We start from the raw sequence: 16837 nt of genomic DNA on the forward strand, positions 1-16837 counted from the left end.
TAATGTACAAATATAGATGGATGGTGAAAACATATGGAATACATAAATGAGATTAATATAAATGAAGCAGTAATTCATATATTAGATAGTAACGGTGAAGAACCTATTTTAAATGAATATAGTTTAGAATTAGATGAAGACATATACATTTTTTTATATAAGCACCTTGAAAAATGTCTAAAAGATGATGAGCTAAAGTATGGAAAGTTTAATGCAGAAAGGAATATAGTTAAGGAAATAGCACAAGATTACTTGAATGGAGTTGATAAAGATTTAGTAAGTTTATCGAAGGAACTTGCTAGACAGCTATTTATAATAATGAAGAGCAATGTGAATATACCATCAGGAGACTTAATTATAATCTCAGTTACAACTGATCAAGGTCCTATGATTGGGATACTTAAAATGGATTATGTTAAGAATTTTACCCATGAAGTTCAATTTAGAGATGATAAGATTGGAATAGGAATAGTGCCACAGGTAGCAGGTCTTCCAGGCAGCGGGCAGAAAATCCAAAAAGCTGCATTTATTAAGCCAATTAAGGATAATGAAAAATATAATCTAATGATTTTAGACAAACAAAAAAGCAGCAAGGAAGATGAGTATGGGGCAAACTATTTTATTAGTACTTTTTTAGGGGCAAGTATAGTGACTAATGAAAGGGATATGACTAGAACTTTTGTAAAAGCTGCTGAAAATTGGACTAGAAAAAATATTACAGAAGATGCTGGAAAGGCAGAAGAAATTAGAACTGCCATTAAGACAAAACTAAAGGAAGAAGACACAATAAATATTGATGATTTTTCATCAGAATTATTTACAGAGCAGCCTCAAGTTAAGGAAGAGTTTTCAAATTATATAAAGCAACAAGGTCTAGATGCGGAAGTAGCAGTTGATAAAACGTGGGTTGAGAAGAAAATGAAAAGAGTTAGACTTAATATAGACAAGCAAATTGATTTATATATTAATGAAGATACTTATCATGATTCAAGTAAATTTGAAATACAAAGAAATGGTGATGGAACAATAAATCTAGTAGTAAAAAACGTAATAAATTATATAGAGAAGTAGGCTTCCCGAATCTATGATTCGGTGAAGATCACTTCCGCACAGCAAAAGTAGGCTTCCCAAATCTGTGATTTGGTGAAGATCACTTTCCCTGTGGGCAAGTAGATAGCCCAAATCTATGATTTGGTGCTGGTCACTTTCCTTAAGGGAAGTAGGTTCCCTAAATTAATTAATACAAATGGCTATATAAGAAGTAAGGAATACTTATTTTTTGTATAGTCATTTTTTTCATGTGCCTAAATTTATATAAAAAGTAAACCAGTAAAGGTGATAAAATTATAATCTTTAAAGAATAAAAAAATATGCCAATCAATATAAATTAAATAAATAATTATTTATAGAAGAGAGTTTTTTGTTTAATTTTATATTTGATAGGGGGCATAATATGGATATAGATAAAATGTTTTATAAATCATTACTAAAGAATCTATTTTCAGATCCATTTGAGTTAGTATTTTGGGATGGGACTTCAGAAAAATATGTGCAAAACCAAACTGCAAACTATGTAGATGATGAACCAACATTTAAAATAATTTTTAATGAACCACTTCCAAAGAATAATATAATTAAAAATCCTTCACTCGTTTTTGGCGAAGCTTATATGACTAAGAAAATAGAAATAGATGGAAGTGTTCAAAAGGTCATTGAATCTTTATATAACAACAAAGAAAGTTTTTTAAGTAATAGTGACAAATATTCTAAATTCCTTAAGAAGATTTCAAATAATATTAAGAACAGCAAAGATAATATTGAATTTCACTATGATATTGGAAATGATTTTTATAAATTATGGCTAGATGATACAATGACTTATTCCTGTGCTTACTTTAAGTCTCCAAATGATTCATTAACACAGGCACAAAAAAATAAAGTAGAACATATTCTTAAAAAGCTAGATTTGAGAGAAGGTGAAACTTTATTAGATATAGGTTGTGGATGGGGTGAATTAATAATTGCAGCAGCAAAAGAATATAAAGTAAAAGCAATGGGAATAACCTTAAGTTCAGAACAGTTAACTAAGGTAAAGGAAAGAATAAAAGCTGAAAAATTAGAAGAGTTAGTTGAGGTTGAACTTATTGATTACAGGGAAATAAGAAATAAGAAATTTGATAAAATAGTTAGTGTTGGCATGTTGGAGCATGTAGGAAAAGACCATATTTCAGAGTATTTTTCTACTGTTGATAGCCTTTTAAGCGAAAAAGGATTATCTTTACTTCATTGTATAACAGCTGTTGAAGTTGGAGGAAATAACACTTGGATCGATAAATATATTTTCCCGGGTGGATATATCCCAACAATTACTGAATTGATTAGCTGTATGTCAGACAAAAAATTTGCTGTAATTGATGTAGAAAACCTTAGAATGCATTATGGACGAACATTAGAGCATTGGGCAAGAAATTTTGAAAATGCCTTGCCAGAGATAAGGAAGACAAAAGATGAAACTTTTATAAGAATGTGGAGATTATATTTGAATTCTTGTGCAGCATCTTTCAATTGTGGAAATGTTAATATTCATCAATTCATATTTAGCAAAGGTGTAAATAATGAATTACACTGGACCAGAGAGTATATGTATAGGTAACAACATTTAGTAATTTTTAAAGTCATTCTTTGTAGTGTATCGTTTTATAACGAAATTATTACAATGAGTGGCTTATTTAGTTTTTAATAAATGCCCATTGTGAAGTGCTGAAAGCCATATTTTTTGTATTTTGCAAGGCAAAGGAATGGATTTTAAATTTTGAGGAATAATATTCTAGAAGTTATCGAAAGCATCTTTGAAAAAGTACTAGTAAATGTTTCATTTTAGATGTGTAAAAAACGGAGGAGAATATTATGAAGAAAAAAAACAAAGGATTATCTGCTTGGCATCTTGCGATGATGGCTCTAGGAAGCGTAATAGGAGGATCATTTTTTCTAGGTTCGGGAGTAGCTATTAATGCCGCTGGACCTGGTATCTTAATATCTTATATATTAGGAGGAGTTTTGGTATATTTCATACTTTATGCTTTATCAGAAATGACGGTAGCAAATCCAAGTTCTGGATCTTTTATGACATTTGCATCACAATCATTTGGTCCGGGAACTGGATTTGTTGTGGGGTGGGTCTACTGGGTTGGAATGATTCTCTCAATGTCTAGTGAAGCTACGGCAGTCTCAATCTTATTGCATGAATGGTTTCCGAATGTATCAATAGCCATAGGTGGAAGTATAATTATAACTGGCGTAACTTTGCTTAATCTTTTAGGAGCTGATAAATTAAGTAATCTTGCAAGTGGCCTTTCTGCAATAAAATTACTAGCCATACTTTCATTTATAATTATATCATTCTTATTAGTTACCGGGATAATTCCTGGCAGAGCAGCGATTGGGATTGGGGAGTTAGCAAGGGAACCTTTTATACCTACTGGAATAGGTGGAATTGCAGGAAGTATGCTGTTAGTGGTATTTGCCTACGCTGGTTTTGAGATAATTGGATTAGCAGCTTCAGAGGCAGATAATCCTACAGAAACAATTCCTAAAGCAATTACGTATACAGTTATAAGCCTTGTGGGCTTCTATATACTTTCTGTTGTAGCTATTCTTCCACTAATTCCTACAGCTGAACTTAGCGAACAGGTAAGTCCAATGGTAGCCTCTCTTAACAGATGGGGAATTACATGGGCAGGAAGTATTATAAATCTGGTACTTATTACAGCTATACTTTCAGCATCTCTTGCATCTATGTTTGGAATAGCAAGAATGTTACGATCTCTTGTAGATGATGGTTATGCTCCTAAGTGGCTAAAGGATAAAAAAGATGTACCCCACAAGGCAATAGTATTCTCAGGAATTTCTATGCTTTTAGGATTAGGCTTTGGGCTATTATTTCCTAGAATTTATTTATTTTTAGTAACTGCCAGTGGATTTTCATTACTTTTTACATATGCAGTAATTATGGCTACTCATATACGTTTTCGCAAAAGAAATGGATGCCCTCCAGATGGAAAATGTCAAATGCCTGGATTTCCATATACATCTTGGATTGGATTGATAGGTATGATTGTTGTTATATTAAGTATGCCTCTTATTTCAGACCAAGCGCCAGGGCTTATAGTAGGATTAATAATGGTAGGAGTATTTTCACTAATCTACGTAGGAATGAAAGCTTTTAGCAGTGTAGAAAAAAACAGGCCTATAAGAGTAAATAACAAACCGTATAAATCTAAGCTATTAACTGAATTTTCAAATGAATTAACTGATGAAAATCCGAAACAGGGTAATAATCAAGCATGTAATAAAGAATGTGATAAATGCAATAAAAAATAATAAAACTTAAATTTTATTCTTATATATGGTTTCCCAAATAAAGATATCTAGAAATACTTAATTATCTAAATAAGCTTTTCTAGATATCTTTATTAAAATGTATTAATATTCATCGTCTACAATAATATTGAAACTTACTTCCACGAGATTTACTTATAGAATATTCATAAATTCTACCATTAGTCAAATAACCTATATTTTCAATTTGCATAACAACAGATTCATTAGGCAAGTTTAACAGATTGATTTCATACTCATTTAATTTAATTGGACTCACAGTTCTAATTCCGTGACTTATTTTATAATCATACTGGGATTCTATATATGAAAGCAGACTAGATTTACAATCTCTCATTGTAAGATTAGGGAATAAAGAATGAGGCATATAAATTTCTTCTGTATGATTAGGACGTGAATCTATGTAACGGACTCTTTTTATAAGCCAAACCTGAGAATGGATTTCTATTTTTAGTAATTTACAAAGTTTTTCAGATGCATTAATAAGTTTAAACTCATTAACGTCTGATTTTATATTTTCTGAATTATAATAGTCCGATAAAGAGGATACAAAAAGAATGCTGTTATTATAATGGTTAATATCGTTAACATAAGTTGAGCCGTCAAGGGACTTAATTAGATATGATCTTTCAATTAAATGGGCTATTGCCTTTCTTATAGTATGTCTATTACATTGATATTTAATTGCTAACTGAGCATCAGATGGAATACGAGATGATATTTCAAATTCTCCAGAAGTAATTTTTTCAATTAAATCATTTATAATGTAATCGCTTTTCAAATTAACTCACCTCATACTGCTTATAAATTAGTTAAATATATTATAACATGGTAAAAAAATTGTTGTATAGACAGGTGATGAAACTAGCGCTTAGCAAATGTAAAATTTAATTAAGGACGTAGGAATTTTAAATTAAAATTATGGGGAGAGGATAATATATGGAAGAAAAAAATATAAACATAATTCCAGAGGGGTTTTTATGGGGAAGTGCAGTTACATCATTTCAAAGTGAGGGTGCTTGGAATGAAGGTGGAAAGGGGATATCTATAGTAGACAAAAGAGAAATAAAAGAAGGCTTTTCCAATTGGGAAACGGCTGTTGATTTTTATCATAGATACAAGGATGATATAGCTCTTTTTAAAGAGTTAGGAATAAATAGTTATCGTACAAGTATTTCATGGACTAGAATCATTCCAGATGGTGAAGGTGAAGTCAATGAAGAAGGGATGAAATTCTATAATGACTTATTTGATGAATTATTAGCAAATGGAATAGAACCAGTTATTACATTGTATCACTTTGATTTACCACAAGTGCTGGCGGAAAAATATAATGGATTTGCTTCAAGAAAAGTTGTTGATTTATTCGAAAGGTATGCCAAAATAGTACTTGAAAGATTTAAAGATAAGGTGAAGTATTGGATAACATTTAATGAACAAAATTTAGTTCTTCCTCACATGCAGCTATGGGGAGTAACGGCTGATAATAATATTAATAAAGAAGTTTTAGCATACCAGGTATGCCATAATGTTTTTATTGCTCATGCAAAGGCTACAAAATTATTACATGAAATAATTCCAGATGGAAAAATGGGTGGTATGGTTACATACATGACTGCTTATCCAATGACATGTAAACCGGAAGATGCTTTAGCAAATTTGAAGGTAAAAGAACTTTTTAATGATTTATATTTTGATGTATTTGCGAGGGGAGAGTATCCAACATATATAACGAGCAAGTGGAGAAACAGTGATACAAAACCTGTATTTGAGCCCGGGGATGAAGAACTATTAAAAGAAAATACAGTTGATTATCTTACATTTAGTTATTATCAAAGCTTAACAGTAAAAGACTCTTCAGAAGAAGAAGGTTCTGATATTATAAAAGGAATTAAACCAAATCCACTGTTAAAGAAAAATGAATGGGGATGGGCTATTGATCCAATAGGTTTTAGAATTGCGCTAAAAGAAATATATGCTAGATATAGAATGCCTATTTTTGTAACTGAAAATGGAATTGGTGTAAGGGAAGAATTAAATGAAGATAATACTGTAGAAGATGATTACAGAATAGAATATTTAAAATCACATATAGATCAAATGAAATTAGCCATGACAGAAGGCGTAGATGTTATAGGTTACCTAACCTGGGGCTGCACTGATATTCTAAGTTCCCAAGGTGAAATGAAGAAAAGATACGGCTTCATTTTCGTAAACCGTGATGAAACAGATTTAAGAGATTTAAAAAGATACAAGAAAAAGAGTTTTAATTGGTTCAAAAACGTAATTGCTACAAATGGAGATAGATTATAAACTATAAACTAACAAATATAATAATGAGGTTAGAAGAAAAATCACTAATTTTTACTTTACTCCTACATTGTTTTAACTATTATTTAAGTTGAAAATATATATACAAAATTCACTAGGTTTAAGTGCATATGCAAACAAAGAAATGAGATACATGTCTGTTGTAGCAGGCATTTGAAAATGAGCTGCTAAAAGCACTTAAAGGAAGGTTGTTACAATTTAGCTTGTCAAACTGAAGTTGGAGCAAGCTAAATTGGATGCAACCTTCCTTTTAGTGCTTTCAGCGATATTTTCATAGTCCTGAGAAACAAACATGTATCTCATTTTGGTTGTTCATATACACTTAAACCTAGTCTACATGTTGTTTATATAATGCTAACGTATAAAATTAGTAGCTATTCTAGGTTCTTTTTCTGGTAATGATATTCCTGCTTCTTTTCCAGCTTGTATAGATTTTAAAAGCCATGCCATATTCTTTCCAAGTGTCCTCATTGTTTGCATTCCTTCTAAATCTTGAATTACTTCTTCAGGAGTATTTCCATGGACCATATTCCAATATTGAGAAGATACAACAGGCATATTTGCAATAGTAAAATATTTATTTAATTGGTCAAAAGCAGCTGTTGAACCACCACGACGACAACTTACAATTGCAGCACCAGGCTTATATGCGAAATTACTCCCACCAGAATAGAATAATCTATCTAAAAAAGATGTAATTGAGCCAGATGGAGCAGCATAATGCACTGGCGAACCAATTATAAAACCATCAGCTTCTTTAGCTTTTTCTAAAGCAACATTTACAATGTCATCACTATAGACACATTTTCCTGCTCCACTTTTGTGACAGCCGCCACAACCAATGCATCCACTAATAGGTTTATTTCCAACGTGGAATATTTCTGTTTCAATATTTTCCTTCTCTAATTCCTTAGCTACTTCACATAAAGCAGTATAAGTACAACCTTTAGCCTTTGGGCTGCCATTGATAAGTAATACCTTCATTTTAACACCTCATTTTATTTAATATATATTAATCATTATTATTAATATACAATAATGTGATGAAAAAATATAGAACTTACCAAAAGGTAAGTTAATATATAAATTAATAGTTAATAATTAGAAAGATACATACAAAATATAAATTAATTTTAATGAACTTAATGTGTATGGAAGATTCAGGGTAATAATTCATTAAGAATATTATCAATGTTTGTGTTATTTAAAGAATTTACACATTGGTCTGGAATTATAATATACTTACAATTATTAGATTTATTATTTAAATATGCATAAATTATTTGAGATTCATCTATTTCTTCATTTCCTATATCTATCGAATAATTAATTGTATTATCAAAGCAAAGAGTAACTTTATTTTTTAGAATACCTTTCACTTCGCTTATACTTAAGTTATTTAAAGAATACTTTTCTTTAAAAAGTATTTTATAACCTTTAATAAGAAAAACTTTGAAAGCATCCTTATCTAGGTATTCTATCAAAATAATATTTTTATTTTCCTTTGTAAATTTAACAACATTGTTCTTATCAAGTAAATAATTTACAGCTTTTAAGTAATCTCTGTATTTAGCAGCATTTTCAAAATCAAAATTCTGTGATGAAATAACCATTTTGTATTCTATTTCATCTAAAATACTTTTATCTGTTCCGTTTAGGAGTTTAATTATTTTATCAAATATTGCAAGGTACTGCTCTCTTCCAGAAATATCAAAACACATACCAATACATAGGCCTAAAGAATAATTTAGACACGATGAAGTTTTTTGGAAGTTGCTATTACATAGTATCTTGCAGGATTCTTTTATTCCGTCTAAAGCCCTTTGTACTGTATTTTTTTGTGTGTAAGGTCCAAAATATAGATTTGCATCATTTTTGTCGACAGCATTAGATATTTCAATACTAGGATAGCTTATATTAAGATTAACTTTAATGTAAGTGTAAGATTTTGGACTCTTCATTAGCTTATTATATATGGGTTTTATTTGTTTAATTAATTTACATTCTAATAAGAAAGCTTCAAATTCCGTATCGGTAGTTAAATATTCAAAGTCTTTAAGATTTTTTACTAGTTTTACGACTTTAGGGGGATGGGATTTTGAGTTTTGAAAATACGATCCTATTCTACTTTTAAGATTTTTTGATTTACCAACATAAATTATACTATTTAGAGAATCTTTCATAAGATATACACCTGGACAAGAAGGTAAATTTTTAACTTTTTCTTTTAGTTCCACATAATCTCCTCCAAAGAACATCAGTAGTTAATTTTATCATACTATTTTATATTATCACGCCAATAGTTAAAACTTCAAATAACTTAAAATTCCAATAAAGGTAACGGATGAGCTGACTTTAGTCAATGTAATGTATTGATAGAAAAGTAAGTTTATCCATATGACAAGTATTGTTATAATATTGCCAAGTAAACTTGACAATTATCATGGAATAAAATAGAATATAAATATAATATTGGTATAAGGAGTTTAGAGTAGTGAATAGGGATGAAATACTAGAAAAAAATAAGATATCTAATAAAGATGAAGAAGATGAAATGGAACAATATATTAGTGGAAAAGCAGGAATAAATGCTAAAATTGTTTTTAGCTTAGTAATTATAGCTGTAGTGTTATTTAAGCATTACAAGGGAATTTCAACAGGAGATGTTTGGGGAATATTTATGGCATATGCAGCAACTGAGTCAATTTATAAATATTATTATTTGAGATATAAAAAATTATTATTATCGGGAATTCTTTTTAGCATTGGCTCTATAAGCGCTTTGATTACATTTATTATTTCAACTTACAGATAGGAAGCGTGTACTTATGAGTGAAAAATTAATATTGCAAAATAGGTTAAAGGTAGCTAGAGCTGAAAAAAATTTATCTCAAGGAGAGTTGGCTGAAATGGTAAATGTGTCTAGACAGACAATAAGCTCCATAGAAACAGGACAATTTTGTCCCAGTGCTAAGTTAGCGTTATTGCTTTGCATAGCATTAGATAAAAAATTTGAAGAATTATTTTATTTTTAATTGTGCGTCTAATAAGATATCATTAATGTATAGGAGTGAGAGTTATTAAAATGAATATGAATAATAAATCAACAAGTTTTAGTCAATTAGCAATCAATAATTCGAAAAAAGAAAAAAAATATAAAGAAATCAATAATAAGAATAGTAATTTCTTTAAAGAGTGGATAATACCAATAGTTTCGGCATTAGCGCTAGCATTATTAATAAATAAATTTATATATTTTAACGTATATATACCATCCGGTTCAATGATTCCAACTTTAAATATAAATGATAAATTGGTGGTTACAAGAGTATATAATAAGGAAAATCTTAAAGAAGGCGATATTGTAGTATTTTTTTCAGAAGAATATAATGAAAGATTAGTAAAGAGATTAATAGGCCTTCCTGGAGATAAGATAGAGATAAAAAATGGAGTTGTTTTTCGAAATGGGCAAAAGATTAATGAAGATTATGTGAAAAATAAAGATGACTTTAATGGTACATATGAGGTGCCTCAGGGAAAATACTTTTTTCTAGGAGATAATAGACCAGATTCTGCTGATTCAAGACGCTGGAAAAACCCATATATAGATGGTTCAGATATTGAAGGGAAAATACAATTTAGATTTTCGCCAATAAAGGATTTTGGAACTGTCAAATAAAATTTTTAAAAACCCGAATAAAACATTATTCGGGTTTTGATAATTATACATATAAGTTTCTATTTCATAAGCTTAACTAATACAGCTTTTTGTGCATGTAATCTATTTTCAGATTCATCGAAAATTGAATCTGCATGTTCCTCTAAAACTTCAGCTGAGATCTCTTCACCTCTATGAGCTGGAAGGCAGTGAAGTACCATTGCATTTTTATCAGCAGCTGCCATTAATTCTTTATTTACTTGGAAGCCTTCAAAAGCTTTAATTCTTTCATCAGCTTCATCTTCACGTCCCATGCTAGCCCAAACATCAGTGATTACTACATCAGCATCTTTTGCGGCTTCAAATGGAGAAGTAGTTACTGTAAATTGAACTCCTTCTTTTTCTGCAATTTCTCTTGCTCTGTTTAAATATTTTTCAGAGGCTGTATATTTTTCTGGAGATGCTATTGCAAAGTTCATTCCAACTTTCAAGCAGCCAATCATTAATGAATTAGCCATATTATGACCATCGCCAATGAAAGCAACTTTTAATCCTTCAAGTATATTTTTATTTTCCCTTATTGTCATCAAATCGGCTAATACTTGGCATGGATGTTCATCATCTGTTAAACCATTTATAACTGGAATTGATGCATATTTAGCTAGTTTTTCAGCTTCTTCTTGAGAGAAGGTTCTTATCATAATTCCTTGTATAAATCTAGAAAGGACTCTTGCGGTATCTTCAACTGGTTCACCACGACCAATTTGCAAATCCCTATCAGTTAAAAATAATGAATTTCCACCTAATTGATACATACCAGTTTCAAAAGATACTCTAGTTCTAGTTGATGATTTTTCAAATATCATTCCTAAACTCTTTCCTTTTAAGTGAGGATGTTCTATGCCGTGTTTTTGCTCATATTTCAATTGATCTGCTAAATTTAAGATATCTAAAATTTCTTCTTTAGAAAGATCATCCATTTTCAATAAATCTTTTTTCATATATATGCCTCCAAACAATAAAAATAAACAATGGCAAATAAGGAGATGATTAAAAAGAAACATTTGATAGTACCTAAATATTCACTCAATAAGTGCTCATTGTTCATAAATAAAATCTATTCCTCAATATTAGATAAAATATCAAGGATAATATCTATACCAACTTTCAATTCTTTCTTAGTTATTACAAGTGGTGGGAGAAGCCTTACAACATCTTTACCAGCTGTTAATACTAATAATCCTTTCTTGATAGCTTCTTTTTGAACTAATGCTGGACTGCATTTTACTTTTATTCCAATCATTAATCCAATTCCACGTACATCTACGACTTGAGGGTTTTTCGCTTCATCAATAAGTTCTTTTACATAAGCACCTCTTTTGGCTATCTTTTCAAAATATTTTTCAGTACAAATTTCTTCAAGAACAACTAAAGCGCCAGAACATGAAACAGGATTTGCTCCAAAAGTTGAACCATGATCACCAGGCTGAAATACATCTGCAACTTTTGATGAACAAAGTATTCCGCCTATTGGAAGTCCAGCACCAAGTCCCTTGGCTACAGAAACTATATCAGCTTCTACATCAAAATTGTTATATCCAAACATTTTTCCAGTTCGACCTATTCCACATTGAACTTCATCAAAGATTACAAGTACATCTTTTTCATTACATATTTTAACTACTTCTTGAACAAATTCTTTATTTAAAGGAATAACTCCACCTTCACCTTGGATTGCTTCAAGCATAATAGCACAAACATCATCAGTAAGTTTTGCCTTAAAATCTTCTAAATTATTTGCTTTAACATAATCAAAACCTTCAGTAAAAGGGAAGAAGTATTTATGAAATTTTTCCTGCCCAGTTGCTTTTAAAGTAGTAATAGTTCTTCCGTGAAAAGAATCTATTAATGTAAGAATTTTATTTCTATCAGCACCATATTTATCGTAACTATATTTTCTTGCTAGCTTAATTGAACCCTCATTAGCTTCAGCACCTGAATTAGCAAAGAATACTTTACTCATGTTTGCTTTTTCAGTTAATTCCTTAGCTAATTTTAAGCTTGGTTCAGTATGAAATATGTTTGAGGCATGAGCAATTGTTTTTAATTGCTTACTAGTAGCTTTGACCCATTTTTCATGTCCATATCCTAGGCTGCTAACACCAATACCACTTGTAAAATCTAAATACTTATTTTCATCTTGGTCATAAAGATAAACACCTTCTCCATGAGTAAGTATAAGATCTAATCGACCATAACTGTTTACAACGTGTTCTTTTGCTTCGTTAAAATCATATGACATAAAACCACCCCTTTATTCAGTTTACAGTTAACAGTGCACAGTTTACAGTTAACTGTTTATTATAAATTATAATAAATATATTATTAAATTCAAAATTAATTGAATTTAATAGATCATTGTTCCTATTCCTTCATTAGAGAATAGCTCTAAAAGAATAGAATGAGGTACACGGCCATCAAGGATGGTTGCTTTTTCAACACCCATTCTAATGGCTTCAACACAACAATCAATTTTAGGAATCATTCCACCTGTGATTACACCTTCAAGGCATAATTTAGGTATTTGATGTAATCGTAATGTACTAATTAATGTGGAAATATCTTTTGGATCTTTCATAACTCCTGGTACATCAGTAAGCAGTATCAATCTTTCAGCTTTTAACGCAGATGCAATTTTTGCTGCGCAAGTATCAGCGTTTATATTATATGCTTTATTATCATCTTCTCCTAAAGCTACACTACCAACAACAGGGATATATCCTGAACTTATAGTAGTTTTTAGTATTTCTGTATTGACTTTAGTTATTTCACCTACATAACCTAAATCATTATCAGATTCTATTTTTTTAGCTTTTAAAAGAGAGCCATCCATTCCGCATAGGCCAATAGCTTTGCCACCAAACTTCTCTATTAAAGAAACTAAGTTTTTATTTACCTTTCCGCCTAAAACCATTTGAACTACTTCAATGGTAATATCATCAGTATATCTTAAGCCATTAATAAATTCACTTTTGTGATTTAATCTATTTAATAAATCTGAAATATCAGGTCCGCCACCATGTACAACAATAGGCTCAATTCCAACACATTTCATTAAGATAATATCATTTATTACTGTTTCACGCAGTTCTTCGCTTATCATTGCATTTCCACCGTATTTTACTACGATTATTTTTCCACGGTAGCGTTGTATGTAAGGCAGCGCGTGAACCAATACCTCGGCTCTTTCAGTATGATCCAATTTAAATCCCCCTTTAATTCAGTTAACAGTTAAGAGTTAAGAGTTAAGAGTTAAGGAACAAACTCCATAGGAGTTTGAAAAAAATTTATTTTAGAAATTTCGTTGAAAAAGTGAGAGTCCAAATCTTGTATTTGGTTTCTCGAACTTTCTCCTTGGAGCTTTCATCCTAAACTATTAACTGTTCATTGTTAACTCTTAACTGAATTCTAGCTTCTGTAATCACCATTTATTTTTACATATTCATAACTTAGATCGCAGCCCCAAACGTAAGCGCTGTAATCACCTAATAATAAATTAACTTTAATTATAATTTCATTTTCACTTAGAACCTTTTTAGCTATATCTTCATCAAAAGGCAAAGAACTACCAGCTTCACATACTTTTAGAGAACCAGCGGAGCTTTCAAAGATAACATCAACTTTTTCAGGATCAAAATCGATATTTGCGTATCCAAGTGCACATAAAATTCTTCCCCAGTTCGCATCGCTACCAAACATAGCTGTTTTCACTAGGCTAGAATTTATAACACTTTTCCCTAAAATAACAGCATCCTTTTCGCTTTTAGCACCGATTATTTGGCATTCTAATAATTTAGTTGCGCCTTCTCCATCTTTAGCAATATTTTTAGCCATAATAGTATTTAAATCAGTAAGAGCTTTAAGGAATATATTATAATTTTCATCTTTTTTAGTTATAGTAGGGTTCTCAGCCAAACCGTTAGCTAATATTAATACCATATCATTAGTACTTGTATCACCATCAACACTAACTCTATTATAAGTTAAGCTGACGCTTGCTTGTAAGGCTTCGTGAAGCAATTCTGGAGAAATAGAAATATCAGTTGTAATGAAAGAAAGCATTGTTCCCATATTTGGTTCAATCATACCAGAACCTTTTGCCATTGAGCCAATAGTAACTTTCTTATCATCGATATAAAACTCAAGTGCCAATTGCTTTTGGAATGTATCAGTTGTCATAATAGCTAAAGATGCATCATTTGCACCATCCTTTGATAGCTTTTCAGTAAGGAGTGGAATGCCATCTTTTATAGCATCTATATTTAAAGGAACCCCAATTACTCCTGTAGATGCAACTAAAACATCATCTGCTTTTAAATTTAATTCTTTAGCTTGTAATGAAGTCATTTTTTCAGCTTTATGTAATCCGTCATCACCATTACAAGTATTTGCATTACCACTATTTATTATTATTGCTTGTGCTTTCTTATTAGCTAAATGCTCCTTTGTAACATAAATTGGAGCACCTTTAACCTTATTCTTAGTGTACATACCAGCAGCAGCAGCAGGTACCTCTGAATAAATTAAAGCTAAATCTTTTTTTAAACTTCCTGGCTTTAATCCGCAGTGTACGCCAGAAGCTAAGAAACCATTAGGAGCTGTAACTCCACCGTCAATATATTTTATATTCAAATTTATAACCCCCTTTAATTCAGTTGGCAGTTAACAATGAACAGTTAACAGTTTAGGTAACAAATTCCGAAGTATTTATTTGAAATTAAGATGTTAACTATAAATTAGTTACTGCGATAGTTTATTGCTTTTTGTTGTTTTTACTATAGAGCTTAGGATTTTACATAATTCTCTACAGTTTTCCAATAACTGCTTTTCTTGTTCATGTTCCAAATAATTGCTTAAAATTAGTAGCTCTAACCAATACTCTGTTTCTTCTGCTTCTTTTAGAGCGATACTCATTTTTGAAAGAAAGTCTCGTCTGGATTGTCCTTTTAGGCCCTCCCTAACATTAGCACCAATACTTGTTCCAGAACGCAGTAATTGTTTTGACAAAACAAACTCATTTTTAATTGAGTTGAGGTAAACATATAGTTTAATGACCTCAAGTGAAAATTCAAAAGATTTATCTTTTATTATACTATTTGACAAAGTAACATCACTCCATTAATTGTTCTTATAAAATAATTAATGGACAAAATACTCATACAATATTCAAAATGCAATGAAAACATATTAATAAATGTTAATTAATAACTTCATAACAAACTGTTAATTGTTAACTTTTAACTGTTAACTGATTAAAATGCTGGTGCAATTAAATTTAACCCTTCTGCTTCATCAAAACCTAAAATTATATTCATATTTTGAATTGCTTGTCCGGAAGCACCTTTAACCATGTTGTCTATTGTACTAACAACAATAATTTGATCTTCTCTATGATTTAAATGTAAGGAAATATGACAATCATTTGTAAATCTTACATTTTTAATTGAAGCTGTATCTCCAAGTGGTAAAACATTAACAAAAGGTTCATCCTTATATAAATCGGTATATAATTTATGGATTTCCTCAAGATTTATTTTAGTTTTTGGAGTACAGTAAATTGTTGAAACTATACCTCTGTTAATAGGAAGTAAATGAGGTGTAAAAGTTACATATACTTTCTCTTCTGCCATAGTAGATAATGTTTCTTCAATTTCAGGTGTATGCCTATGAGCACCTACTTTGTAAGGTGCAAAGGTTTCATTTTCTTCAGGGAAATGAGTATTTAATGTTAAACCTCTTCCTGCACCTGTAGTTCCAGATTTTGAATCGCAAATTATGTTATCTAATTTAATCAAAGAATTTTTAAGTAATGGCATTAAACCGAGTTCAATAGTTGTTGGGTAACAGCCAGGATTAGCTATTAAGGAACATTCTTTTATTTTTTCTCTATTTAATTCTGGAAGCCCATAAACACTTTTTGAGTGTATTTCAGGTTGAGCAAATTTTTTGCCGTACCATTGTTCATATTCTTCTTCATTAGATAATCTGAAATCAGCACCCATGTCAATACAGATTTTTTTATTATCAATTGCTTTTTTAGCAATGTCCTCACTTAATCCATGAGGTAGGGCAGTGAATATTACATCAGATTTCTCAATAACATCATCTGCAGTTTGACAAATTAAATTTGTTTTACTTAGAAAATTTTTGTATATATTGCTAATCTCTTGACCTTCAAAAGAAACTGAGCTTAATGCAACAACTTCAACTTTTGGGTGAGATAGTAATAGTCTTAAAAGTTCAGCACCAACATATCCTGTAGCACCAATTATTCCAACTTTAGTCACTTCAATTGCCTCCTTGCTTACTTAGTGATAAGTAATGAATTGTTATATTTTTTTATACTAGTTTCAATTGTCTATAAAATTTCATTGTATAAATTTCATAGAC

16 protein-coding genes are annotated in these 16837 nt (G+C 30.5%); 7 read left to right on the forward strand and 9 right to left on the reverse strand.

The genetic code is table 11. The features are described from left to right. Positions 1-33 precede the first annotated feature (33 nt). From COL3_RS06745 to COL3_RS06755, 3 genes are all read left to right on the forward strand, one after another. Positions 34-1071, forward strand: a complete 1038-nt coding sequence (locus COL3_RS06745; protein ID WP_008421837.1) for a nucleoid-associated protein — start codon at positions 34-36, stop codon at positions 1069-1071. 382 nt (positions 1072-1453) lie between these two features. Continuing rightward, entirely contained in the window at positions 1454-2653 is a 1200-nt protein-coding gene (locus COL3_RS06750; protein ID WP_008421840.1) for a cyclopropane-fatty-acyl-phospholipid synthase family protein, read from the forward strand. A 254-nt stretch (positions 2654-2907) separates the two neighbouring features. Beyond that, positions 2908-4380: an amino acid permease gene (locus COL3_RS06755; protein WP_008421842.1), complete on the forward strand. Its 1473-nt coding sequence runs from the start codon at positions 2908-2910 to the stop codon at positions 4378-4380. Positions 4381-4489: 109 nt separating this feature from the next. Here COL3_RS06755 and COL3_RS06760 read toward each other — a convergent pair whose 3' ends face one another. Further along, positions 4490-5179, reverse strand: a complete 690-nt coding sequence (locus COL3_RS06760; protein ID WP_008421844.1) for a GntR family transcriptional regulator — start codon at positions 5177-5179, stop codon at positions 4490-4492. Between the two features lie 158 nt (positions 5180-5337). On the opposite strand from COL3_RS06760, the gene COL3_RS06765 reads away from it, so the two are divergent. After that, a complete protein-coding gene (locus COL3_RS06765; protein WP_008421846.1) occupies positions 5338-6711 on the forward strand; it encodes a glycoside hydrolase family 1 protein in 1374 nt (457 codons plus the stop codon). 372 nt (positions 6712-7083) lie between these two features. Here COL3_RS06765 and COL3_RS06770 read toward each other — a convergent pair whose 3' ends face one another. Both COL3_RS06770 and COL3_RS06775 read right to left on the reverse strand, forming a co-directional pair. After that, positions 7084-7713 carry a flavodoxin family protein gene (locus COL3_RS06770; RefSeq protein ID WP_008421848.1) on the reverse strand — a complete coding sequence of 210 codons (630 nt, stop codon included), beginning with the start codon at positions 7711-7713 and terminating at the stop codon, positions 7084-7086. Positions 7714-7889: 176 nt separating this feature from the next. Further along, complete coding sequence (locus tag COL3_RS06775; protein ID WP_008421850.1) at positions 7890-8966, reverse strand: GIY-YIG nuclease family protein; 1077 nt, start codon at positions 8964-8966, stop codon at positions 7890-7892. A gap of 257 nt (positions 8967-9223) precedes the next feature. Between COL3_RS06775 and COL3_RS06780 the strand changes: the two genes are divergently transcribed. The 3 genes from COL3_RS06780 to lepB are packed head-to-tail and all read left to right on the forward strand — an operon-like array spanning position 9224 to position 10408. Then, positions 9224-9544: a DUF6442 family protein gene (locus tag COL3_RS06780; RefSeq protein WP_008421851.1), complete on the forward strand. Its 321-nt coding sequence runs from the start codon at positions 9224-9226 to the stop codon at positions 9542-9544. A 13-nt stretch (positions 9545-9557) separates the two neighbouring features. Beyond that, positions 9558-9764, forward strand: coding sequence for a helix-turn-helix transcriptional regulator (locus tag COL3_RS06785; protein ID WP_008421852.1), 207 nt, complete (start codon positions 9558-9560; stop codon positions 9762-9764). A 50-nt stretch (positions 9765-9814) separates the two neighbouring features. Beyond that, positions 9815-10408 carry a signal peptidase I gene (gene lepB / locus COL3_RS06790; RefSeq protein ID WP_008421853.1) on the forward strand — a complete coding sequence of 198 codons (594 nt, stop codon included), beginning with the start codon at positions 9815-9817 and terminating at the stop codon, positions 10406-10408. Between the two features lie 59 nt (positions 10409-10467). Here lepB and argF read toward each other — a convergent pair whose 3' ends face one another. The 6 genes from argF to argC form a co-directional block, all read right to left on the reverse strand. Further along, positions 10468-11388 (reverse strand): ornithine carbamoyltransferase, encoded by a 921-nt coding sequence (argF, locus tag COL3_RS06795; RefSeq protein ID WP_008421855.1) that lies wholly within the window; start codon positions 11386-11388, stop codon positions 10468-10470. A 116-nt stretch (positions 11389-11504) separates the two neighbouring features. Further along, the gene (locus tag COL3_RS06800) at positions 11505-12689 is read right to left on the reverse strand and encodes an aspartate aminotransferase family protein (RefSeq protein WP_008421857.1); all 1185 of its coding nucleotides are present in this window, start codon (positions 12687-12689) and stop codon (positions 11505-11507) included. A gap of 105 nt (positions 12690-12794) precedes the next feature. Beyond that, the gene (gene argB / locus COL3_RS06805) at positions 12795-13649 is read right to left on the reverse strand and encodes an acetylglutamate kinase (RefSeq protein ID WP_008421858.1); all 855 of its coding nucleotides are present in this window, start codon (positions 13647-13649) and stop codon (positions 12795-12797) included. Positions 13650-13855: 206 nt separating this feature from the next. Beyond that, positions 13856-15079 (reverse strand): bifunctional glutamate N-acetyltransferase/amino-acid acetyltransferase ArgJ, encoded by a 1224-nt coding sequence (argJ, locus tag COL3_RS06810; protein WP_008421859.1) that lies wholly within the window; start codon positions 15077-15079, stop codon positions 13856-13858. 108 nt (positions 15080-15187) lie between these two features. Beyond that, on the reverse strand, positions 15188-15550 hold the full coding sequence (locus COL3_RS06815; protein ID WP_008421860.1) for a four helix bundle protein: 363 nt from the start codon (positions 15548-15550) through the stop codon (positions 15188-15190). A gap of 149 nt (positions 15551-15699) precedes the next feature. Then, positions 15700-16734 (reverse strand): N-acetyl-gamma-glutamyl-phosphate reductase, encoded by a 1035-nt coding sequence (gene argC / locus COL3_RS06820; RefSeq protein ID WP_008421861.1) that lies wholly within the window; start codon positions 16732-16734, stop codon positions 15700-15702. Between the last annotated feature and the right edge of the window lie 103 nt (positions 16735-16837).

The sequence above is a fragment of the Clostridium sp. LS genome, assembly GCF_002760435.1.
In the GTDB taxonomy this organism is placed as follows: domain Bacteria; phylum Bacillota; class Clostridia; order Clostridiales; family Clostridiaceae; genus Clostridium.